The organism is Variovorax sp. GW822-FHT04A09 (assembly GCF_058801005.1).
This window is the reverse complement of record NZ_JBXAMV010000004.1, coordinates 473,674-496,401: the sequence shown is the minus strand read 5'-3', so window position 1 is coordinate 496,401 and position 22,728 is coordinate 473,674. Positions and strand designations below refer to the sequence as shown.

The following is a 22,728-nucleotide window of genomic DNA, read 5'->3' as shown; positions in this document are numbered from 1 at the left end:
TTTTTGTTCTCCCGTGGGCACGCGCGGCGGCTGCGCCTAGGTGATCCGGTAGCGGAACTCGCCGCCCTTGCCGCAGCTGGCCTTGATCTTCGCGAGCGGCGTCTCGTCGGCCATGCGCGTGAGCACGGCCTCGGCGATCTCGGGCAGCAAGGTGCCGTTGAGGATGTGGTCGACGTTGCGCGCGCCCGAGTCGACCTCGGTGCAGCGTGCGAGCACGGCCTCGACCAGCGCGTCGTCCCACTCGAACACGGCCTTGTGGTTGGTCGCGATGCGGTCGCGGATGCGGCCGAGCTTGAGCGCGATGATCTGCTCGAGCACCGCATCGGTGATCGGATAGAACGGCGCCACCTTCATGCGGCCGAGAAAGGCCGGCTTGAAGGCCTTCATGAGCACGGGGCGCAGCGCGTCGGCCAGCGCGTCGGGCGCGGGGCGCTCCTCGTCGGCCTTGTTGAGGCACGCCTGCATGATCTGCGACGAACCGATGTTCGAGGTCAGGATGATCAGCGTGTTGCGGAAGTCGATCTCGCGGCCCTCGGCGTCGTCCATCATGCCCTTGTCGAACACCTGGAAGAACATCTCGAGCACGTCGGGGTGGGCCTTCTCGACCTCGTCGAGCAGCACCACGCTGTAGGGCTGGCGGCGCACGGCCTCGGTGAGCACACCGCCTTCGCCATAGCCCACGTAGCCGGGCGGCGAGCCCTTCAGGCCCGAGACGCTGTGCGCCTCCTGGTACTCGCTCATGTTGATGGTGATGAGCTTCTTCTCGCCGCCGTACAGGATGTCGGCCAGCGCGAGCGCGGTCTCGGTCTTGCCCACGCCCGAGGGGCCGACGAACATGAACACGCCGCGCGGCTTGTTGGGGTCTTCCAGGCGCGCGCTCGCGGTGCGCACGCGCTGGGCCACGGCGGCCAGCGCGTGGTCCTGGCCGATGACGCGCTCGGCCAGCAACGTGTCGAGGGCGCGCACGGTTTTGATCTCGTCCTTGACCATGCGGCCGAGCGGCACGCCGGTCCAGGCCGAGACGATCTCGGCGACGACGTGGCCATCGACCTGCAGCGGCACCATCGGCGTAGTGCCTTGCAGGGCGCGCAGTTCGGCGAGCAGGGCATCGAGTTCGTCGCGCGCGGGGTCGGCGGTGGCAGCGGTTTTCTTGCGGCTGGCGGCGCGGGCCGGCGCTTTCTCCGCCACGGCGGGCGCGGCCTCGGGCTGCTGAGCGGCCGATTCGTCGCGTTGCGCACGCAGCGCGCGGATGCGTTCGACCAGCGCGTTCTCTTCGGCCAGGCGTTGCTGGCTCGCGGCCAGCTCGGCCTGCAGCGCGCTCTTCTTTTCCGCCAGTTCGGCCAGGCGCGCTTCATGGCGCCCGCCGGCCGCGGTGTCGCGCACCAGCGCGGCGCTCTCGGCCTCGATGCGTTCAAGGCCGCGGTTCGCTTCCTCGATCAACGCCGGCGTCGCGCTCTGGCCGAGCGCGACTTTCGCGCAGGCCGTGTCGAGCACGCTCACCGCCTTGTCGGGCAGCTGGCGTCCGCTGATGTAGCGGTGCGACAGGCGCACGGCTTCGGTGATGGCTTCGTCGAGCACGCGGATGTTGAAGTGCTTCTCCATCAGCGGCACCATGCCGCGCAGCATCGCGGCGGCCAGTGTCTCGCTGGGCTCTTCGACCTTCACGACCTGGAAGCGCCGCGCGAGCGCCGCGTCCTTCTCGAAGTATTTCTTGTACTCGCCCCAGGTGGTGGCGGCGATGGTGCGCAGCTCGCCGCGCGCGAGTGCGGGCTTGAGCAGGTTGGCCGCATCGCTCTGCCCGGCCTGGCCGCCCGCGCCGATCATGGTGTGGGCCTCGTCGATGAAGAGCACGATGGGGTGCGGGCTCTTCTTCACTTCGGCGATCACGTTCTTCAGGCGGTTCTCGAACTCGCCCTTCACGCTCGCGCCGGCCTGCAGCAGGCCCATGTCCAGCGTGTGCAGCGCCACGGCGCGCAGCGACTCGGGCACGTCCTGCGCGGCGATGCGCAGCGCCAGCCCTTCGACCACGGCCGTCTTGCCGACGCCGGCCTCGCCCGTGAGGATGGGGTTGTTCTGACGCCGGCGCATCAGGATGTCGATGACCTGGCGGATCTCGGTGTCGCGGCCGATGACGGGGTCGAGCGCGCCATCTTTCGCGCGCTGCGTGAGGTTGGTGGTGAACTGGTCGAGCGCGGGCGTCTTGCCCGGCACGCCCGCGGCCAGCGGGTCGGCCGGCGCTTGCTGCGCGTCGCCCTCGGTGGCCCCGCCCGATGCGCCGGCCTCGGCCGCTTCGCTCGACCCGTCGGTGAGCTTGTCGAAGTCGTGCTTCAGGTCTTCGAGGCGGATCTTCGCGAACAGCGGCGAGCCGCGCTGCGCCAGCTGCGCGAGGTCGGGCTGCGTGAGCAGCGCAAGCAGCAGGTGGCCCGAGCGGATCTGCGCCGCGTGCGCGTCGAGCGAAGCCAAGAGCCACGCCTGCTGGAACAGCTGCTGCAGGTGCTGCGAGAACACCGGCGTGCGCGTGTTGCCGTTCTTGAAGGTCTGGATCTCTCGCTCCAGGTCCGACTGGATCGCGGTGGCGCTGATGCGGTTGGCGCGCAGCACGCGCGCGAGGTCGTTGTCGGTCTGCTCCAGCAGCGCCAGGAACAGGTGCTCCAGGTCGACCTCGTAGTGGCCGTGGGCCAGGCACAGGTTGGCAGCGCGCTGCGTGGCCATGCGGGCGCTGGCGTTGAGCTTGGTGATCAGTGTCTTCAGCGAAGTGCTCATGAGCGGTGGTGTTCTTCTGTCGGTCGTGTTCGTTGAAAAGGTCACTGCAGGGGCTGAAGCTCGTACTGCGTGTCGCTGCGGTCGCCCTCGGCCTCGCGGGTGGTGATGAAGCTGTCCCAGCCGAGGTGGCTGCCGCCGCTGTCGCTGAGCTGCACGGCGGCGACTTCTTCGCGCGCCAGGATCAGGCGCACTTCGTATTCGCAGGTCACGCCGGCCAGCAGTGCCAGCATTTTTTCGAGCGCCTTCGCATGCGCGCGGCCCGGAAAGAACTCGCGCAGCGCACTGCGCTTGAGCGGGCCGATCCACAGGCGGATGCGCAGGTCGCGCTGCCAGATGCGTTCGCCCGCCATCGCGTTCTGGCCCAGGCTCACGTTGCCCTCGCCCAGCCTGGAGCGCTGCTGCACGGGCATGTCGTACCACTTGCCGAGGAACTGCTCGATGCGGATGTGGCTGCGGAAGTAGTCGGACAGCACGCGCTGCAGGTACGCCGCCGACATCGGCCGGTGGCGCACCGCGGCGGCGTAGCCGGCCACGGTCTCGTCGAACACGGTGCCCGTGCCGTCGGTCAGCGGATCGCGCTGGGCCGTGTGCTCCAGCCCGGCCATCGACAGCAGCACCGGCAGGTAGGCGCGGCTGCGTTCGTGCTCGTAGTGCAGCGGCAGGCGGTATTTGCGCCAGGCGGCATAGAAGAGCGCGGCGGCGCGGTTGCTGAACACGTCCAGAAAAGCGCGCGCCGAGCTGTCGCGCAGATGCTGCTCGCGGCGCATCAGCATCTCGGTGTAGACGATGGGCAACGCGCCCGACACGCCCAGCATGCCGAAAGACGCGGGCGTGAGTTCGATGCGGCTCAGGCCGTGCTCGTCCTCATGCGGCAGTGGCGGCTCGCACAGCTGCGCGCCCGACATCAGTTCGCCCACGGCGTCGCGCACCGCCAGCGCCTCGATCTCGCTGGGCGGGAAGTTCAGGCTCGTGGAGCTGCGAAAGCGCACCCAGCGCGGCACCATGCGCTCGCCGGGCACCAGACGCTGGTGCACGTCGCGCTCCTGCCGCTTGAGCAGCATGAGCTCGATCAGCCGCACCGCCTGGAAAAACTCGAAGCGGTAGGGTTCGCGCAGCAGCCTTTCGGCTACAGGAGGATCGATTCGCCGCTGCGGGGCTTGCATCGCACCAGCTCCTCCTTGTCGCGCGCCGAAACGATCACCAGTTGGGTGAAGCTGTTCAGGTGCACATAGAGACCGAAGAAATGGTCCATCACGCGGGCAAAGGCCTGCAGGCTGCTGCCCACGAAGCCGGTCTCGTCGACCGTGAGCTTGAGCTCGATGCCGCGCACGAAGGTCGCGAAGGGCTTGCCCGGCAACCACTGGGTGGTGGCCTGCTGCTCGATCGCAGTGATGGCCTCGATCTGCCGCGCCGACACGGCCGAGCGGCCCAGGTCGTACAGCCGCAGCATTTCCTTCAACGCCGGCATCCCGCTGGTGGCCAGCGACAGGTGGTTGAGCGACAGGTGCGACACCAGCCGCCACTGCACGCCCTTGCCGCGCGGCATGCGCAGCGTCTGCGTCGGGCGGCGCAGCATGCGGATCGAGCGCGCCACCGAGTTGCCCTCGATGAACAGGTCGCCGCCGGGCAGGCCGAAGGCCAGCGAGTGCGGCAGGTCGCGGTTGGTGCAGGTGAGGTCGATGCTCAGCGTTTCGGTCTGCGGCAGCGAGGGCTGGAAGTCGATGTCCACGATCGAGAGCTCGGTCTCGTAGCCCGGGCTGCGCTGCGCCACGAGCTCGTTGCGCCGCGCAAACCAGTAATGCTCGGCCTCCTTCGGATGCTCGCCGTGGTGCAGCGAGTAGAAGGGCCGGAACTCGATGTACGCGTCACCCTCGGCGGTCTGCTTCACGAGCTTGACCGAGTCGATGCTGTAGACCTCGAAGCCGAAAGCGCGGCGCGCATCGGCCACCACCGGGTAGGCGGCGGCGGCGTGCGTGACGCGGATCGGGTCGCTGCGCTGCTTGAAGAGGTTGATGACGGGCGTGCAGCCCAGGCGCAGGTTGCGGCTGGACACGCCCTCGAGCAGCCGCGCCGTGGGTGAATCGGCGCGCACGCCGGTCATCACCAGGTGCAGCGTGATCGAGCGGCACGAGCCGATGTGGCGCAGCGCGTTCGCCAGGTCGATGTCGACGAAGTTGAACTTCTCGGGGAACGCGAAGTACTCGCTGAGCAGGCGATAGGCCGGGTGCGAGCGCGCCGGCAGCTCGATGAGCGCATCGGCCTCCTCGAAGCCGACCGGGTGCAGCGCCTCGCCCTGCACCAGCGTCCACTTGCCGCTGCGCTCGGGCTCCACGAAGACGGCGGCCGTCTTCAGGAAGATGGCGTCGGCCAGCGCCGTGGCCAGCGAGGGCTCGGCGTCGATGAAGGTGCGCAGGCGTGCCAGCGTGAGCGCCAGGGTGCCGAGCGACTTCTGCTCGCCGGTGGCCTCGAGCGTGACCGAGAGGCAGCCCGTGGCGTTGCGTGGCAGCGAGGCCTGCGCAGGCGCGTTCACAACCGAGTGATAAACCACGTTCGACACCTGCACCGCCGCCAGCGTGACGTCGTACACGCTGCGAAAGCGGCAGGCGCCGCCGCGCACCGGCTGCGAGGTGAGCTCGGTGCCGCGCGCGATGGTGACGGGCTTGCTGAGCTTGGCGAGCGCCGCACCGCCGGCGTCGAACTGCGCGATGGAGCACGACGGAAAGGGCCGCAGGTAGTGCGGGTACATCACCTCGAGCAGCGCTTCGGTGAGCTCGGGGTAGTCGTCGTCGAGCTTCTTGCTGATGCGGGCCGTGAGCAGCGCGAACGACTGGATCATGCGTTCGACGTGCGGGTCTTCGCTGGCGTCGGCCGAGATGGCCAGGCGCGCGGCGATCTTCGGGTAGCCCTTGGCGAACTCCTGCGAGTAGCCGCGCAGGAAGGCCAGCTCGCGTTCGTAGAAGGGCAGCAACTCGTCCATGGTGGGCGTCGGGGTCCGGCGTGGCGCTAGGCGTACCGGCTCTTGCCGGTGCCGCGGGTGATGGAGTACTGCAGCGTCGTGGGCTGCAGCATGGCGTCGAAGTTCACCGGCTCGGCCAGCTCGGGCAGCACGAGCAGGGCGGTGATTCCGAAATAGAGCATGTGGGTGCTGGCCTGGCCGTCGACCTCGAGCGACACCGAGACATCGCGCAGGCGCGACTCGTGGCGCGCGATGGCCTGCTCCAGCGAGCGGCAGATGAACGAACGGTCGTAGTGGCTGGCCAGGCTCAGGCCCGAGAAATCGCTCAGGCCGTAGGTCATGACGGAACGCCGGCACTCCGGGTAGGCCTGGAGCTTGGCGTCGTCGAAGACCATGCGCGTGTTGAGCAGGGATTCGAGGTCGCGTGCGACCACGTTCTTGACCTCGTCAAGCGACAAATGCCGCAGCACCGGCGAAGCCGGCCCGCGCCAGTCGTCATCGAACAGCTTGTCGAGCAGGCCCGGTTCGAATCCTGTCATGGGTCACTCCCTGTCTCTCGCGTCGGACAACGGGCACGGCGCCGCGCGAGGGGCGCGGCGCCAAAAAGAAACCGCGGCCTGCGCCGCGGTCGTCATTGCCCGACTGGCGTCAGACCGAGTAGGTCTTGTCGTTCTTCGTGAGGCTCCAGGCGCCTTGCGAGTTGCCGCCCTGGTTGCCGCCGATCTTCTGCTGCGTGTACTTCCACTGCACGGCGGCGTACTTCAGCGAGAAGGTCTCGCTCGGCACGCTGGCCACGTCGGTGCTCACGACCTTCGGGTTCACGCTGGCGATCAGCACGTACTTGAGCTTGATCTCCATGTACTGCACGCGCTTGCCTTCGCCGTCGGCACGGTAGAACTGCACCGTGACTTCGTCGAAGGTGGTGCCGCCCGACGCGTGCTGGTACAGCAGCGGGCTGACGACGTCCATGTCCTTCGTGAAGATCATCTCGCCGTGCTCGCAGCGCTCGGCGGTGTGGCCGCCGGCGGTCGACGCGGTGGCCGAGCGCGGTTGCACGATGCTGTGCTGCCACGAGCTGACTTCGATCCAGTCCTTGTGGTCCTTGTCCTGCGACTCGCCGTTGATGGCCGGGCTGCCGAACTTGACGTAGATATCTTTCATGTTTCTTCCCCTTCTTGATTGATTGATTACTGACAGTTAACGTGTTGCAGCACGGCCCCTCGGCCGCGCACCCGATCTGCCTCCTTACTTATTCACTGACTTCGGCAGATCGGCGACCAAGCGCAGTGAAATAGACAGTTCATCCAGCTGGAAGTGCGGGCGCAGGAACGCGACCGCGCGGTACACGCCGGGCCGCCCGGGCACTTCGCCGACCTGGATGGCGGCTTCGCGCAGCGGGAACTGGGCCTTCTGTTCCTGCGTCGCGTTGTCGTCGAGCAGCACGTACTGCGCGATCCAGCGGTTCAGGAACTGTTCGACGTTGTGCGCCGAGGCAAAGCTGCCGATCTTGTCGCGCATCATGGCCTTGAGGTAGTGCGCGATGCGGGACACCGAGAAGATGTACTGCAGCTGCGCCGAGAGCACCGCGTTGGCGTTGGCGCTGTCGGTGTTGTACTTCTTGGCCTTCTGCAGCGACTGCGCGCCGAAGAACGCCGCGTAGTCGGAGTTCTTGCAGTGCACGAGCGGAATGAAGCCCAGGTCGCTGAGTTCTTTTTCGCGCCGGTCGGTGATGGCGATCTCGGTCGGGCACTTCAGGGCGATCTCGCCCTCGTCGGTCTTGAAGGTGTGCGTGGGCAGGTCTTCGACCAGGCCACCGCCTTCGACACCGCGGATGGCCGCGCACCAGCCGAAGTCGTCGAACGCGGCCGTCAGGCGCGTGGCGAAGGCCCAGGCGGCGTTGCACCACAGGTACTTGGCGTGGTCGGTGCCGTCGACGTCTTCTACGAAGTTGAAGCTGTCGACCACCGTGCCTTCGCGCGGGTGGTAGGGCAGGCGCCCGAGGAAGCGCGGCAGCGTGAGGCCCACATAGCGCGAGTCTTCCGAATCGCGGAACGACTTCCACTTGGCGTACTCGACGGTGTCGAACACCTTGGCCATGTCGCGCGGCTTGCCCAGGTCGGCAAAGCTTTCCAGGCCCAGCAGCTCGGGCGAGGCAGCGCCGATGAAGGGCGCGTGGGCGGCGGCCGCCACGTGCGCCATCTGGTCCAGGAAGTACATGTCTTCGGGCTGGCGCGTGACGTCGAAGTCGCCCACCAGCGCGCCGAACGGCGCACCGCCGAAGGTGCCGAACTCTTCTTCGTAGACCTTCTTGAACATCGCGCTCTGGTCGAATTCGACGGCAGCCTTGAAGTCGCGGATGAGGTCGCGCTTGGTGGCGTTGATGACCTTGATCTTGAGCATGGTGCCGGTCGGCGTTTCCTTGACCAGGTACTCCAGGCCGCGCCAGGTGCTCTCCAGCTTCTGGAACTCGGGCGCGTGCATCACGGCGCTGAGCTGGGCGGAGATGAGCGCGTCGAGGTCGGCCACGCGCGCGTCGATCATGGCCGACACGTTGTCGGAGACGATCACCGAGCCTTCGAGGACCTGGCTGACGAGTTCGCCGATGAGGTCCTTGGTGCGCGTGTGTTCCACGTCGGACTTGGCGACCTTGCTCTTCTCGACGATCTGGTCGAGCAGGTCGACCGTGGCTTCAGACGAAGCGGCACCGCTCGATGCCGATAGTGCTTGCGCAGTCATGTTCAGCTTTCGTCCTTCTTGCCGGCGCTCTGTCCCAGGCGCTGGAGTTGCTCGGTGTTGTTCAGCACGTCGGCCAGCAGGTCTTCGAGCTTGCTGTTGCCGGCCATCTTGTTGCGCAGGTCGGCCAGCTTGGTGCGCGCGTCGAGCAGGCGCTTGAGCGGCTCGATCTGCTCGACGACGGCTTCGGGCGAGAAGGCGTCCATCGAGTTGAAGGTGAGGTCGACGCCGAAGCTGCCGCCGCGCCCGTCCAGCTTGTTCGGCACCTGGAAGGCGGCACGCGGGGCCACGCCCTTCATGACGTCGTCCATGTTGTCGCGGTCGATGTTGACGAACTTGCGGTCCTTGAGCTTGGGCTGCTCGACCTCGGACTGGCCCGCCAGGTCGGCGATCACGCCGACGACGAAGGGCAATTCCTTTTTCTCGATGGCGTCACCGAGTTCCACGTCGTACGTGAGTTGCACGCGCGGCGGGCGCACTTTTTGGAGACGCTTCTGCACGCTCTGTCTTTTGGTCGCCATAAGCTTCAATACCTTCGCAATAGGACTGAGAAACGAATTAAAAAGTTGTACGACCCATTTCCGGATCGCACGCCCATTCGTTAATACATTGGTTTAAAAACCAATTCAAAAACCGGACAATTACTTGAGCGCGTCAAATGGATTGCCGCCACCCGCGCGCGGGGCAGGCGCGGCAGGTGCCGGGCGCGGCGCGGCGACCGGGGCGGGCCGTGCGGCGGCGACCGGGGTCGGCGCGGCGGACGATGACGACGAGGGCGCGGGTGCCGGGCTGGGGGCCGCGGCGCGGCGCGTGGGTGCCGGCTTGGCTTCGGGGCCGGCGGGCACCAGGACCGACAGGCCCAGGGTTTCGCGCAGCAGGGCGGCCAGGCGGTAGGCGTCGGCGTTGGCGTCGCCGCTCAGGCTGCTGTCCTTGCCCAGGTCCTCGATGGAGCGGGCCGCCAGGCGCAGGCCGCCCACGGCGGTGATGCTCTTGGCCTGCCGGCTGGAGGGGTCGCGGCGCAGCGACTCCTCGGCGGCCGAGATGGCCAGGCTGTAGCGGCCTTCGTTGAAGTAGATCTGCGCGATGCGCGACCACGGCTCACCGCGGGTCGGGTTGTCGGTGGCGAGCTGCTGGTACTGGCGGATGACGGGCGCCTTGTCGCCAGTGGCGGCTGCCGCGGCGGCATCGACCTCGGCCAGGCTCTTGTTGTAGGCCGCGGTGGCCTGGGCAACGGCCGCGTCCGGCGTGGTGGTACAGGCCGACAAAAAGACGGTGCTCGCAATGGCACCGGCAATCATCGTGCGCGACATGATTTTTCGAATCGACACATTCCCCCCTGATCTGACTTTTTAGCAGGCCGCAATCATTCATTAAATTGCGACCGTTGACAATAACAATACACGATACTACAGCCGCGTGGATGGCAAATGACGGGGGCGGATTAATGCTAATTTCCTAATCGAAAGTCATTTTCGAAATCGGTTAATCCTATTTGGTCCATCGAAATATTGTTACGGCTCGCTTTTAATGAAAATATTAATTACATCTGGCGCGCTGCTGGCCGCGTTGATGCTCGGCGGGTGCAGCTCGCCGGCGCTCACGATCGCCAACATCGCGCTCGAGGCGAGCGGACTGAAGAAGCCCGAGCTGCCCGAGTCGCAAAAGCCCCCGCGCAAGGTGACGATGTCGATCGCCGCGGGCAAGAACCTCAACGCCGACGGCCGCAACCGCCCGCTGTCCGTGGTGATGCGCATCTACAAGCTGAAGGAGACGACGGGCTTCTACCAGTCGTCCTTCGACGCCTTCGTCACGCCGGGTCGCGACAAGACGCAGCTGGGCGACGACCTCGTCGAGAGCCGCGAGATCACGCTCATTCCCGACCAGCAATACACCTGGACCGAGATGGTTCCGCGCAGCGCCAACGCGGTGGCCGTGGTGGTGCTGTTCCACTCGCCCGATGCCCAGCGCTGGCGCTTCGCCTTCAACGCCGTCGACGCCGAAAAAACCGGCATCGTGATGGGCGCGCATGCCTGCGCGCTCACCGTCACGACAGGCGCGGTGGTGGGCCAGCAGAACGCACAAGGCGCCGCCCCCACGGGCGCGCTCAACCTGTTGGGGCCGGTGACTTGCCGGCCCTCTCCCGCCTGATCTGCAGCGACGGCGGGGCCGTTCAAGTCGACACGACGATGCGATACATTCAAAAAAAATTGAGGGGAGTTGATCCGACGTGAGCTATGCAGCCAAGGTCCTCTGGGGAGAGGGCTTGTTTCTACGCCCCCAGCATTTCCAGCGCCAAGACGCGTACCACGAGGCGCGCCTGCGCGCCACGGCGCAGACGCTGCATCCGTACTTCTGGGGCGTGCGCTCCATCAGCTTCGACCTCGATGCGCTGGCCAGCGGCATGCTGCGCGCCTCGCAGCTGTCGCTGGTGTTCCCCGACGGCGAACCGTACGCGGCGCCGCAGGCCGATGCGCTGCCGCCGCCCATCTCGCTGGACACGCTGAGCCCGGGCCAGAACGAGATCACCTTCTACCTGGTGCTGCACCCGGTGAAGGAGCTCGGCAAGAACTACACCGACCCCAACGAGGAAGGCTTTGCCGCGCGCTACACCAGCGACGCGACGCAGTCGCTCGACCTGTACACCAACGCCGTGAGCGCCGAAGTGGTGTTCCTGCGCAAGAGCGTGAAGCTCTTGGCCGACACCGAGCCGCGCGAGCAGTTCGTGTCGATCCCCGTGATCCGCATCCGCCGCACCGCCGCGGGCGGCTTCGAGATCGACCGCAGCTTCGTGCCGCCGTGCACCAGCATCGACGCCTCGCCCACCGTGTTCCAGCAGCTGCGCCGGCTGCTCGACGTGCTGCAGGCCAAGGTCAATTCGCTGTACGGCATTCACCGCGAGCCGAGCAAGAACATCATCGAGTTCCGCTCGGGCGACATCGCCTCGTTCTGGCTGCTGCACACGGCCAACTCGGCGTTCGCCTCGCTCTCGCACCTGTTCCATCACCCGTCGCTGCACCCGGAGCGGCTGTTCCAGGAGCTGCTGAGCCTGGCCGGCGCGCTGATGACCTTCGCCAAGACCTACTCGCTGAACGACCTGCCGGTGTACGACCACGAGAAGCCCGGCCCGGCCTTCGCCGAACTCGACCGCATCGTGCGCGACCTGCTCGACACCGTGATCTCCACGCGCTACTTCGCCATTGCGCTCACCGAGACGCGCAACGCCTTCTACCTGGGGCGCCTGGACTCCGGAAAGATCGACGAGAAGACCGTGTTCTACATGTCGGTCACCGCCAGCATGCCGGCCGCCGAGCTGGCCGAGGTGGTGCCGCAGCGCTTCAAGATCGGCGCGCCCGAAGACGTCGACAAGCTCGTGCTCTCGGCCATGCCGGGCGTGCGCATCGTCTACGCGCCGCAGGTGCCGCCGGCCATTCCGATCCGCGCGGGCGCCTGCTACTTCTCCATCGACAGCAAGAGCCAGCTGTACGACCGCATGCTGCAGGCGCAGAGCGTCACCATCTACGCGCCGGCCGGCATCCCCGACATGCAACTCGAACTGATCGCCGTGACCGGCTGATCACCCGCCCGATCGTATGAACACCACCACCCTCAACAAGGCCCCTTCCCTGCTGGGTGCCGACGCACCGCCCGCTTCGTTCACGCCGGCCGGCGTGGCGCCCGACGCCGACTCCAGCCTGCTCGACCTGCTGTACGACGGCTTCGTGATGCTGTTCCTGCTGAAGAAGAAGCAGCAGCCGGCCACCACCGAGCAGTTCCTCACGGGCATCCGCAACTACCTGGGCGAGTTCGAACGCAACGCGCGCAAGCTCGACGCCACGGCCGAGCAGATCCACGCGGCCAAGTACGCCTTCTGCGCCACGGTCGACGAGTTCGTGCTCTCGGCGCCCGAGTTCGCCATCCGCTCCGAGTGGGAGCGCCGGCCGCTGCAGCTCACGCTGTTCGGCGACCAGCTGGCGGGCGAGAACTTCTTCAACATGCTCGAGGTCGAGCGCGCGCACGGCGCCGCGCGCATCCAGACGCTCGAGGTGTTCTACATGTGCCTGCTGCTGGGCTTCCAGGGCAAGTACGCCATCGACGGCACCGAGAAGCTGGCCTACCTCACGGCGCGCGTGGGCGACGAGATCGCCAACGCGCGCGGCAAGCGCACGCCCTTCGCGCCGCACTGGCCGCTGCCCGACCTCATCTCGCACTCGCTCAAGCGCGAGGCGCCGCAGTGGGTGGTGGCCGCGCTGTTCGCGCTCATCGGGCTGCTGGGCTTCATCGGCCTGTCGGCGCACCTGGGCAGCACCACGCAGGGCGCGCTCGCGAGCTACCAGGACATCGTGAAGCTCGGCCCGCGCCAAGCCAACCTGACGATCTCGCTGCCATGACCACGGCCGCGACGAACCGCCTCGACCTCGCGGCCCTGCTGGCCCCGATCTCGGAGGCCAAGCCCTGCGGCGAGGACATGCTGTTCTCGCGCGAGTTCGACGCCATCCAGGAAGCGCGCAAGCACGACGACCCCTCGCTCGAACAGGGCGAATGGGTCATCGAGCTGAAAGAGGCCAACTGGCCTTTCGTGATTTCGGAGTGCGAGAAGCTGCTGCGCGCGTCCACCAAGGACCTGCGCCTGGGCGTGTGGCTCACCGACGCGCTGGCCAGCCAGCGCGGCTTCGAGGGGCTGGCCGACGGCTACCGCCTGCTCAGCGGCCTGTGCCGCCAGTACTGGGACGAACTGCATCCGCAGCCCGAGGGCGGCGACATCGAGATGCGCATCGGCACCGTCACCTGGCTGATCTCGCGCTCGGTCGAGCTGCTGCAGCGCGCGCCCATCGTGAGCGACGGCCACACCGGCCACAGCGCGCTGGTCTGGGAGACCGCGCTGGCGCTCGACCAGGCCATCCGCCGCACGCCGGCGCAGGCCGACGAGCTGCAGCGCAACAAGGTGACGCTCGAGCAGTTCGACCGCCTGCGCCGCGCCACGCCTGCGAAGTTCTTGCAGAAGACGCACCGCGACGTGCAGGCCTGCGAGCAGGCGCTGGCCGAGTTCGAGGCCGTGTTCGACGAACGCACCGCCTCCAACGGCCCGAGCTTTCGCGCCGCGAAGGACGCGGCCACGGCCATCCGCCAGGCCGTCGAGCGCTTTGCGCGCGAGGCCGGCGTGCCGATCGACAACGGCATGGCGCCACAAGCCGCCGCCGCTGCACCGGCCGCCAGCGCACCGGCTGCCCCGACCCGCATCGAACCTGTCTTCGACGCCGCCATGCCCCATTCACCTCCCACCTACCACGCGGCCGTGCATGTGCCCGCCGCGCTGCCACCCGGCATCCACAGCCGCGCGCAGGCCATCGCGCAGCTCAAGGAAGTGGCGGCGTATTTCGAGCAGACCGAGCCTTCGAGCCCGGCCGCCTACATGGCGAACAAGGCCGCGCGCTGGGCCGACATGCCACTGCATGCCTGGCTGCGCAACGTGATCAAGAACGAGCAGGAGCTGGCCCAGCTGGTGGACCTGCTCGATTTGCCCAAGGGCGACGACGAGTCGCGTTGACTTTGCGCTGAAAGAAAAAGGCCCGCGTTGCGGGCCTTTTTCGTTAGCGTCCGACGCGGAACTCGATGCGCCGGTTGCGCGAGCGCCCCTCGTCCGTCGCGTTGCTCGCCACCGGCTGGTCCGGGCCCACGCCCGAGGTCGTGAGCGTCATCGGGTCGATGCCCTTGCCCACCAGGTAGCCCTTGACCGACTCGGCGCGCGACTGGCTCAGCGCCAGGTTCGACGTGCGGTTGCCCGCGTTGTCGGTGTGACCCACCACCGCCACCGACTTGTTGGTGAGCTTCTGCAGGATCGGCGCCATCTCGTCGAGGATGGCGCGGCCCTTGCCCGTGAGCGTGGCGCTGCCCAGCTCGAACTCGATGGTGCGGTTGGCCAGCGCCTGGTCGACCGCAATCTGCTCCGACGCGGGCACGCGCAGGCTGTTCTTGATGGTGTAGGTCGGGTTGAGCGAGTTCGCCATGTCGCTCACGATCTTCTGGCGCAGCGCCTCGTTGCCGACCTCGCCGCTGAGCGCCATCTGCGTGCCCTCGATCTGGAGCTGGCCGCGGTGGATGTCCTTGAGCGAGGGCGTGATCAGCCGCTGCACGTTGGCGCTCCAGTTGGCCGGCATGCTGACGGTGTTCACCACCTCGATCTTGTCGATCACGCCGCTGGGGCCGTAGACGCGGCGCAGCGCCTCGATGACGGCGATGCGCGTGGCTTCGTCGGGCACCTGCCCGCCGGCCACGACCGGCTCGCCCTTGCCGACGGCCGCGGGCGTGGTCTCGACGCGGGCGGCGGTGGCGCCCGCCGCCGGTTGTTGTGGTTGCTGGGCCTGCACGGCCGGCACGAGCGCGAGCCCGCAGGCCATGGACAGCACGAGAACGCGCAAAGAACAATTCATGACCGTGTCATTCCCCGATGAAGACTTCGCGAAAGGCGGTGAGCACGATGTCCAGCGGCAGCTGCGGCTGGTCGAGGTAGCTCACCAGCTTGAACATCGCGTAGTTGCTGTGGATGGTGTCCTCGACCCACTCCGGGTTGTCGATGTCGATGTTGTGCTCGGTGTAGACCTGCGGATGCAGCACGCTTTGCAGGCTGCGCGGCGACAGGCCGTTGAAGCCGATCACCAGCCGCGAGCGGCCGTCGATCTCGGTGACCAGCAGCACCAGCTCGAAGTCGGCCTTGGCCAGGAACTGCGACACCATCTCGAGCCAGAAGGTGGCGATCAGCGAGCGGTCGACCGGGTCGCGCGGCAGCGGCAGCGTGAGCCCCTTTTCCAGGTGCGACACGGCGCTGGCCATCACCGGCTGCAGCAGCAGGCCCAGCGCCAGGATGGCGCGGCGCAGCGACACCTTGTGGCCGTCGAAGTTGAGCATCTGTTCGATGCGCAGCAGGCTGGTGTCGCGCGTGAACGCCGCATAGGTGGCGCGCGAGGCCGACTTCCTGAAGCCCGTCTCGATGGCCGGATCGATGGCCTCGAACTTCTTCAGCTCGTTGTCCAGGTCGGTGCCGGCCGCCAGCGACTGCACCTGCACCGCCATGCGGTCCCAGTAGGGGCCGATGAGCATCGGCGCGCCGCGCATGAAGTCGAGCGCCTCGTCCACGTCCACCGAAGTGGCCGCCAGGAACGGGTAGCGGCGCGACGACTCGTCGCGGCTGGGGCGCACGTGCCCCGCAATGGCCACGCGGCTGCGCGAGCCCAGGCACACGAAGTGCATCGGCGCCGCGTTGTCGTAGATCAGCTTCCAGCGCGGGTCTTCCGACAGCATCTCCATGGTCTGCGACAGCCAGTGGTCGAACACCTTGATGAGCTGCGGGTTGTACAGGCCCTTCACGAAGTCGCCGCGACCGGGCAACTTGCCGAAGTAGCACAGCTGTTGTGGCGCGCTCATTTGCCTGCTCCCCCTGCCTGCACCGGCGCCTGGGCCGGTGCCTGAACCGCTGCGGGTGCTGCTGCGCGCGGCACACCGATCTCCGCGACCGTCGACGGCAGCACCGTGCCGCGCAGGCCCTTGCCCTGCGGCGAATCGCCGCCCGAACCGGCCGACTGCGTGTTCTGGATCACGCGCAGCTTGACGGTCACGCTCGCGTTGTCGCGCGCCCACGTGAGCTCGAAGCTGCCGTCGGGCAACTTGGTGCGCTGCGCCGTGCTGAGCAGGCGCTCCAGGCCGAAGTTGCCCGGCTCGTTGATCAGCTCGACCGTGCGCCCGTCGAAGGTGACGGCGGTGATCTTCGCGCCCGGCGTGCCCTGTGCGTTGGGCCAGACGAAGTTGGACCACTGCGGCGGCGTGTTGCGGTAGCGCAGCTGCTGGCCGTCGATCTCGACCATGTATTCCGTCAGGCCCGACACGGGCTGCGGCAGGATCTGGAACAGCGTCTGCGGCTGCGCGCTGCCGCCGGCCCCGGCTGCGGCACCGCCCGACAGCGGTGCCACCCACTGCGCAAAGCCGTTCACGAAGTCGGGGCTCAGCGTGAGGCCCTGGTCGCCCCAGGCGCGCGGCGACAAGAGGTCGCCGCGGCGGATCACCAGCGAGCCCAGCGTGGTCGTCACGAACTTGCCGATGGCGCCTTCAGGTCCGAAGAACTGCGCGATTTCCGCCGGCGAGGCCTCGATCTTCGCGCTCGCCGAGAACGGGTACTTGGTGGCCAGCGACTGCTGGAAGGGCTGGTGCACCTGCGCGCTCCAGATCTTGTTGACCTCCACCGCGGTCGGCTGCACCGTCACCGCGTAGGCCTGCAGCAGCGGCCGCACCAGCAGCGGGCGCAGCGCCTGGCGCTGTGCGGCGTCCATGCCGGTGAGCATCTGCTCGTCGACGTACTTGAGCGCATCGGCCAGTTCGGAGCCATTGCCCTCCAGCGTCTGCTGCATGAGCTGGCGCGCGCCCGGACCGGGGTCGCCCTGGTTCTTGATCTGGTTGAAGCGCCCGCGCAGCTTGGACAGCGTGCCCAGGTAGCCGCGCAGCAGCGAGGTGTTGTCGCGCTCGACCACCAGGCGCGCCACGCCCGCGAACTCGCGCCCGATCGGGCCCATCGGGATTTCCGTGGCGCCGCCGTTGAGATCGACGTTCACGTTCACCTGCGACGGCGTGGCGCGGCTGAAGAGGCGCTTGAACCAGTTGAAGGCGCCGGTGCGCGCCTGCTGCAGGCCGGCGTTGACCAGCGAGGGGTTGTCCCACGAGGTCTGGTCGTACACGGTGTCGAAGACCTTGCGGATCGGCGAGTTCTGCGGATCGCCCAGCTGGTTCATCGCCACCACGGCCTGCTCGAAGCTGCCCATGTCCTTCACCGCGATGCCCTGCAGGAAGCGCTGCCACTCCTTGGCGTACTCCAGCTTGTACATGGTGGCCAGCGTCTTGCGGATCTGCTCCGGGCTGCCTTCGAGCGTCAGGTCGTCGTTGCCGGCGACGTTGAGCACCCAGTCCTTGCTCGATGTTTCCTTGTTGGCGGCGTCGCGGATCGCGTCGTCCACGTACTGCTGCCAGGCCTCGCGCGTGAACGCGCCCGAGATGGCGACGCTGCCGGCAAGGGTGCCTTCGGCCTCGGCGCTGCTGGCCGTGGCCCCGAGGATGCGCGCCACCGTCATCGGCGCGAAGCGCGTGGAGGCGCGCGCCTTGATCTCGGCGTACACGCGTTCGCGCGCCGGCATGCCGCGCACCACGCGGCGCAGGTTGTCGCGCGTCTGCTCGACCAGCGCCAGGTTGGTGTCGGCCAGCGCGGGCCAGTTGTCGTCGCCCACGCGGCGCAGGTAGAAAGTGATCATGCGCTCGGCATCGCGGATGACCGCCGCGCGCGGCATGTCGCCGCGGTTGCTCTCGAGCCAGCCGCGCCAGAAGCGCGAGATCTGGTCGGTGAGGTGCGCCGTTTCCACCTGCCGCTTGTCGGACAGCATGAGGTAGGTCTTGAGCGCGTTGTAGGCGTCCTGCACGTCGGCCGGCGAGGAGCCGGCATACAGGCCGCCGCCTTCCGGCGCCGCGGCCGGTGCCGTGGTGGTCGCGGCACCGGCGACCGGCAGCGGCGCGGGCGCCGTGCCGCCCGTCAGCGCGGCCACCGCATCGGCGCGCTTCAGGCGGTCGGGGTGCGCATTGACCTCGCGCAGGAAGGCCTGCAGGTTGTCCGACACCGGCGCGAGCATGAGCTGCTTCACGCCGCCGTAGTACTCGGCCACGAGCTTGTCTTCGAGCTGGTTGCCCTGGTACAGGCCCAGCGACAGCGACAGCGGCCGGTCGTTGCGGAATTTCTCGAGCTGCTCGATCCGGTCCTGCAGGATGCCCAGTGCCTCGAAGCGCGTGCGCAGGCCGTTGTCGCTGGCCTGCAGCTTGACGACCTTGTCCAGGTCGGCCTGCACGTTTTCCACCAGCTGGCGGTTGCCGAGGTACGACCAGGTCCAGCCGCCCAGCAACAGGCCCAGCACGGCGACGAAGGCGAAGAAGCTCACGTAGCGCACGCGCGCCTTCACGGGGCTGGAGAACTGCCGCACCGTCTTCTTGTCGGCAAAGATCACCTTGGAGAACAGGTCGCGCAGGAAGAACCCGTTCTGCGAATAGATTTCCTTGGACTTGGTGGCCGCGTTGCTCAGCGTGAGGCCGAAGCGCTTGGCGATGCGCTCGGTCGACAGGCTGCGCATCGTGCCTTCCTGCAAGGCGCTGGTGAAGTAGAAGCCGCGGAACACCGGCTTGTGCTGGAAGGGGTTGCTCTCGAACAGCGTGGCCAGGAAGGCGCGCAGCGCGGGCTTGATGGCCGCGAACTCGAGCGGAAAGATCAACAGCTCGGGCGACGGGTCGCTGCTGCGGTGGTTCGCGAAGTGCGAGACGCTGATTTCCTTCAGGCCCATGTAGAGCTCGTCGAAGCGCTTGTCGAACAGCGCCACGGCGTCCTGCTTCTCGTCGCCGTCGTAGGGCAGCGAGGCGCCCCACACACGGTCGCGCTCCATCTTGTCGCTGTCGCCGAAGAACTCGGCAAAGCCGGTGATCAGGTCGGCCTTGGTGAACATCACGTAGACCGGCGCGAACACCTCGAGCCGCTCGGTGAGTTCCTGCATGCGCTGGCGCAGGTTCTTGGCGAGCTGGATAGCGAAGTCGGGCCGGCTGCCGATCAGCTCGGGAATGCTGGCCGTGATGATGATCCCGTTGATGGGCGCCTTCGGCCGGTACTTCTTGAGCAGGTCGAGGAAGCCGAACCACTCCTTGCGGTCTTCCTGGTGGATGGAATAGCGGCCCGCCGTGTCGAGCACGATGCCTTCGGTGGTGAAGAACCAGTCGCAGTTGCGCGTGCCGCCGATGCCCTGAATCACCGCGTTGCCCTTGTCGGCGAACGGGAACTGCAGGCCCGAGTTCAAAATGGCGCTGCTCTTGCCCGCCGCCGGGTTGCCGATGACCATGTACCAGGGCAGCTCGTACAGCGCCTCGCTGCCCGACATCTGGCCGATCTTCGAGGTCTTGATGGTCTTGACCGCCTCGACCATGCGCCCGCGCAGTTCGTCGATCTCGGCCTTGCGCTCGGGGTCGCTGTCGCGCACGGCGGCGTCGGCCTGGTCCTCGAGCATGTCGCCGAGCTTGCGGTTGGCCGCGCGCGTGCGCATGCGCCGCACGAACCACACCAGCAGCCACAACAGCAGCAGCACCACGAAGATGCCGACGGCCCAGATCGCGCCGACTTCGAGCGTCTGCGCCCCGAGCAGCAGGAACGCGCCGAGCGCGATGGCGCCGATCACCGACAAGGTGCGCGGATCGGCCAGGAAACTGAAGAATCGCCGCATAGAAGTTTCTGGAATCGGTCCTGTTTAAGTAGCGGGTGACGCGGGGCTCACCGGGCCGGCCAGGAGGGCCGTCCGCGCGAGCGCGTCCTGCACGGAAATGGCGAGCACATGCCGTGCATCGCGCGCGGCCAGGTGGCACGCGAGCACGACGGCGCTCATGTCGGCCGCGGCCCCCAGATGACCCAGGGTGGCGCAGACGGAAAGGTTGTTTTCGAAGGCCACGTGCGGCAGCCGCTCCTGCACGAGCCTGGCCACTTCGGTGACGCGGCTGGTGCGGTGGTCGGCGTCGCTCACGACCCAGTCGACCTGGGCGGTCTCGAGCGTCGAGGTGGCGAGCAGGTGCTGGGCGAAGCGATCGAGCAGGCTGGCATCGGGCGTGCGTGCGGTGTCGGCCGAGGCCTCGCGCTGGCCACTTGCGCTGCGCGACAGGCGCACGGCCTCGGCCGGTGCCAGCAGCGCATCGCCGGCGCGCACGAGCAGCAGGCCCGCGGCGGCTTCGCCGGGCACGCGGCCCTTGCGGCGCGTGGCGGTGTACAGCAGGCCGTCGGCCTCCCAGCGCGCGATGCTCGCTTCGGACACCGAGGAGTCGGCCGCCAGCGCGATCCACAGCGCAGGCCGCTGCTCGCGATGCAGCGACAGGCTGATGCGGTCGAGCAGCGCCATGCCGGACACGCCGTCTTCGCTCTTGAAGCAGTCGACGAGCCAGCGCTGCGACGCATCGCCCTCGCGCACGCGCTGCTGCACCCACTGCGTGGCGATCGCGCGTTCGCTCTCGCTCCATGCGCCCGGCAACAGCAGCGAGAGGTTCAGCTGCGGCGCCGCCGCCGGCCCCGGGATGACACCGCCACTGGACACGAAGCGCCCGGGCGCGCGCACCGCGAGCGCATCGCCCGCGTTGGCGATGGCTTCGGCCGCGGACGCCAGCAGCTCCTGCAGTACGTCGGACATCAGGTGGATGGCGCGCAGCCGATCGTCGGGCAGCGCATCGACATCGAAAGATTCGCCTACCGGTTGCAGGTTTTCGCGCAGGTGCTCGCGCAGTTCGTTCTCGTCGATGCCATCGACGCGGCCCGCGATGACGGGGAAGCCTTCGCCGTCACGCAGTTCGGGAACCAGCTCTGGCGTCTGCGCCTGGCCGATCGCTGTGGCCACCGTGTCGGCATCGCTGCCGCGCGGCGTGCGAAGGGCGAAGGCGAGCACGGCCATCTGCAGGCGCTCTTGCGAGGCTTCGGGTGCTACGGCATCCGATGAGGCGGCGGCGCCTGCGGCCACTGTTGGCCCAGCTGCGGGCAACGCGGCAGCGGGCGCGGCCGTGAAGATGCGGCGCAGCACCACATAGAAGAGCATCAACGCCAGCGGCAACACCACGAGGTAGAGCGCGATATCGCTCGTGCTCGGCATGCGCGCCGTGTACTGCCAGTAGACGATCACGAGCACCCACACCGTGATGAACACGGCGCAGGCCAGGAGCACGGGCTTGATCAGTCGCGACAGCATCCGGAGTTTTCGAACGCTTGCGTCACGCGATGGCGATGGCAGCGGCCCACGCGGTCGCGTGACCGCATGCCATGCCTGCAGCCGAAGAAGGGCGCACCGCCGTCATTCGGACGCGGAAGCGATCTGGCTGGACAACAGCCTGCAACCGCAGGCCGCACGGTCGCCGTGGCGCGCCACGCGCCGGCCATCGATCGACACGCAGTCGCTGCCCGTCACGATGGGGTTGATGCCATGGCCGGGCCGTGGGCACGACACCATGTCGCCGATGCGCGCCACGCGCCGTTCGTCGATGTGCGTGTTTTCGGATGCGGTGATCACGAAGCCACCGTGGTCGGTCTTGTCATGCAGAACGATCCACGGGCGGTCGTTGTCCGCCTCGGGTTGATCCTCACCCATTTGAACTCTCCCCCTTGATTGCCTCGTGGTGTGCCGGTGCGACAGATGTCGTCTCGGCATTCAGTTGCGTGACAATTTAAATCCCGGCTTGCGGTACTCCACGTGACCGTAATCCCTGAAGGACCATCGACCACCCCACACCAAGCCCACGGACTCGGCCGCTTCGCCATAGAGGCGATAGCCTTCCATGGCCCATGGATCTTTTTCAGAGATCACCAGCTTGCCATTGCGATAGAACGCGTTGTCTGCCGCAAGTCCATACTGATGATAGCTTTGATTGGCCTTCGCCATGGTCACTGTATTGCCCAATGCAGCGAGTTTGGCTTGTCGTTCGGGGCTGCGATAACCCTCGAGCAATGCGAGGTCGTAGCCGTGCTTTTCTTTCATGATCTTGTAGACGAGCAGCAAACGATTACGAAAGTCCACATCGAGAACAGCCCAGTCCCGACTGCCTTCTTTCGTGAGCGGACGAATCTGCTCGACCTCTGCAGTGGCAAACACCTCGGGCGGCAACGGCTGTGGCGGCACCAGCTGCTCGCCCTTGAGCAAGGCCTCGATCTTCGGATCGCTTGTGGCGGCCCAGTCGTCGAAGAACAGAACCCGGCCACTTCCGAAAGTCACACTTAACAACACCGGAACGATAAGCAGGCCCATGCCCGACAGCAACAAATAGCGATGCCTTACGGCAAAAGTACGCACTCCTGAGCCGCTGTCTCGCATCAACTGAAAACTTGCTTCGGACACAAAGCCGAGGCGGCGTCCTATTCCAATAAAAAAGAATGCAATAGCAGTAGAAATGGAGACCGTCGCTCGCAACACACGGTCACGAAAAGAAGGGAACAAGAAGATGGCAAGTGCTGCCACCATCAAGGCAAAATAACAAAAGAGAGTGAAGAAGATCAACGGTGTTCAATGAGAGCCACTCAATTGTATGAGTCGCATAAAAATTTGAACCCCATCGCACGCAGCACCTTGTTGCATCCCAATTGCGATATCGCGTTGATCACGCCACATAAAGCCGAGGGGAGAAATCACATGCCCGCAGCCAGCCGGACCACCCATCCATGATGGGCGCGTCAGACGCCCACAAGGATCGCCCGA

At 67.0% G+C, this 22,728-nt stretch carries 18 protein-coding genes; 4 read left to right on the top strand and 14 right to left on the bottom strand.

Features of this window, described 5'->3' with window-relative positions:
- Window positions 1–36: 36 nt before the first annotated feature.
- The 8 genes from tssH to AC1RLW_RS22395 all read right to left on the bottom strand — a co-directional run bounded on the left by tssH (window position 37) and on the right by AC1RLW_RS22395 (window position 9,762).
- Window positions 37–2,763: a type VI secretion system ATPase TssH gene (gene tssH, locus AC1RLW_RS22430; protein ID WP_493195135.1), complete on the bottom strand. Its 2,727-nt coding sequence runs from the start codon at window positions 2,761–2,763 to the stop codon at window positions 37–39.
- A gap of 41 nt (window positions 2,764–2,804) precedes the next feature.
- Window positions 2,805–3,926, bottom strand: a complete 1,122-nt coding sequence (gene tssG / locus AC1RLW_RS22425) for a type VI secretion system baseplate subunit TssG (RefSeq protein ID WP_159279609.1) — start codon at window positions 3,924–3,926, stop codon at window positions 2,805–2,807.
- Window positions 3,890–5,740, bottom strand: a complete 1,851-nt coding sequence (tssF, locus tag AC1RLW_RS22420) for a type VI secretion system baseplate subunit TssF (RefSeq protein ID WP_493195133.1) — start codon at window positions 5,738–5,740, stop codon at window positions 3,890–3,892. The genes tssG and tssF overlap by 37 nt, the downstream gene beginning before the upstream one ends.
- Window positions 5,741–5,766: 26 nt before the next feature.
- Entirely contained in the window at window positions 5,767–6,258 is a 492-nt protein-coding gene (gene tssE / locus AC1RLW_RS22415; protein ID WP_062474770.1) for a type VI secretion system baseplate subunit TssE, read from the bottom strand.
- Between the two features lie 109 nt (window positions 6,259–6,367).
- Complete coding sequence (locus AC1RLW_RS22410) at window positions 6,368–6,880, bottom strand: Hcp family type VI secretion system effector (RefSeq protein ID WP_062474768.1); 513 nt, start codon at window positions 6,878–6,880, stop codon at window positions 6,368–6,370.
- Between the two features lie 84 nt (window positions 6,881–6,964).
- The gene (tssC, locus tag AC1RLW_RS22405) at window positions 6,965–8,455 is read right to left on the bottom strand and encodes a type VI secretion system contractile sheath large subunit (RefSeq protein WP_095747207.1); all 1,491 of its coding nucleotides are present in this window, start codon (window positions 8,453–8,455) and stop codon (window positions 6,965–6,967) included.
- A gap of 2 nt (window positions 8,456–8,457) precedes the next feature.
- Entirely contained in the window at window positions 8,458–8,973 is a 516-nt protein-coding gene (gene tssB, locus AC1RLW_RS22400; RefSeq protein ID WP_070062960.1) for a type VI secretion system contractile sheath small subunit, read from the bottom strand.
- Between the two features lie 120 nt (window positions 8,974–9,093).
- A complete protein-coding gene (locus AC1RLW_RS22395) occupies window positions 9,094–9,762 on the bottom strand; it encodes a tetratricopeptide repeat protein (RefSeq protein WP_157755218.1) in 669 nt (222 codons plus the stop codon).
- A 217-nt stretch (window positions 9,763–9,979) separates the two neighbouring features.
- On the opposite strand from AC1RLW_RS22395, the gene tssJ reads away from it, so the two are divergent.
- From tssJ to tssA, 4 genes are all read left to right on the top strand, one after another.
- On the top strand, window positions 9,980–10,600 hold the full coding sequence (gene tssJ, locus AC1RLW_RS22390) for a type VI secretion system lipoprotein TssJ (protein ID WP_493195130.1): 621 nt from the start codon (window positions 9,980–9,982) through the stop codon (window positions 10,598–10,600).
- A 79-nt stretch (window positions 10,601–10,679) separates the two neighbouring features.
- The gene (gene tssK, locus AC1RLW_RS22385) at window positions 10,680–12,026 is read left to right on the top strand and encodes a type VI secretion system baseplate subunit TssK (RefSeq protein WP_062481129.1); all 1,347 of its coding nucleotides are present in this window, start codon (window positions 10,680–10,682) and stop codon (window positions 12,024–12,026) included.
- A gap of 16 nt (window positions 12,027–12,042) precedes the next feature.
- A complete protein-coding gene (icmH, locus tag AC1RLW_RS22380; RefSeq protein ID WP_062481127.1) occupies window positions 12,043–12,840 on the top strand; it encodes a type IVB secretion system protein IcmH/DotU in 798 nt (265 codons plus the stop codon).
- Window positions 12,837–13,997 (top strand): type VI secretion system protein TssA, encoded by a 1,161-nt coding sequence (gene tssA / locus AC1RLW_RS22375; RefSeq protein WP_493195128.1) that lies wholly within the window; start codon window positions 12,837–12,839, stop codon window positions 13,995–13,997. Before icmH ends, tssA begins: the two co-directional genes overlap by 4 nt.
- Before the next feature lie 43 nt (window positions 13,998–14,040).
- Here tssA and AC1RLW_RS22370 read toward each other — a convergent pair whose 3' ends face one another.
- The 6 genes from AC1RLW_RS22370 to AC1RLW_RS22345 all read right to left on the bottom strand — a co-directional run bounded on the left by AC1RLW_RS22370 (window position 14,041) and on the right by AC1RLW_RS22345 (window position 22,530).
- Window positions 14,041–14,880, bottom strand: a complete 840-nt coding sequence (locus tag AC1RLW_RS22370; protein WP_493195126.1) for an OmpA family protein — start codon at window positions 14,878–14,880, stop codon at window positions 14,041–14,043.
- Between the two features lie 7 nt (window positions 14,881–14,887).
- Window positions 14,888–15,871, bottom strand: coding sequence for a type VI secretion system-associated protein TagF (gene tagF / locus AC1RLW_RS22365; protein ID WP_070062957.1), 984 nt, complete (start codon window positions 15,869–15,871; stop codon window positions 14,888–14,890).
- Window positions 15,868–19,734, bottom strand: a complete 3,867-nt coding sequence (tssM, locus tag AC1RLW_RS22360; protein ID WP_493195124.1) for a type VI secretion system membrane subunit TssM — start codon at window positions 19,732–19,734, stop codon at window positions 15,868–15,870. The genes tagF and tssM overlap by 4 nt, the downstream gene beginning before the upstream one ends.
- A gap of 24 nt (window positions 19,735–19,758) precedes the next feature.
- Window positions 19,759–21,231: a hypothetical protein gene (locus AC1RLW_RS22355; protein ID WP_493195122.1), complete on the bottom strand. Its 1,473-nt coding sequence runs from the start codon at window positions 21,229–21,231 to the stop codon at window positions 19,759–19,761.
- A 102-nt stretch (window positions 21,232–21,333) separates the two neighbouring features.
- Window positions 21,334–21,627 carry a PAAR domain-containing protein gene (locus tag AC1RLW_RS22350; protein ID WP_062481115.1) on the bottom strand — a complete coding sequence of 98 codons (294 nt, stop codon included), beginning with the start codon at window positions 21,625–21,627 and terminating at the stop codon, window positions 21,334–21,336.
- Window positions 21,628–21,687: 60 nt separating this feature from the next.
- Window positions 21,688–22,530, bottom strand: coding sequence for a M15 family metallopeptidase (locus AC1RLW_RS22345; RefSeq protein ID WP_370681903.1), 843 nt, complete (start codon window positions 22,528–22,530; stop codon window positions 21,688–21,690).
- Window positions 22,531–22,728 lie beyond the last annotated feature (198 nt).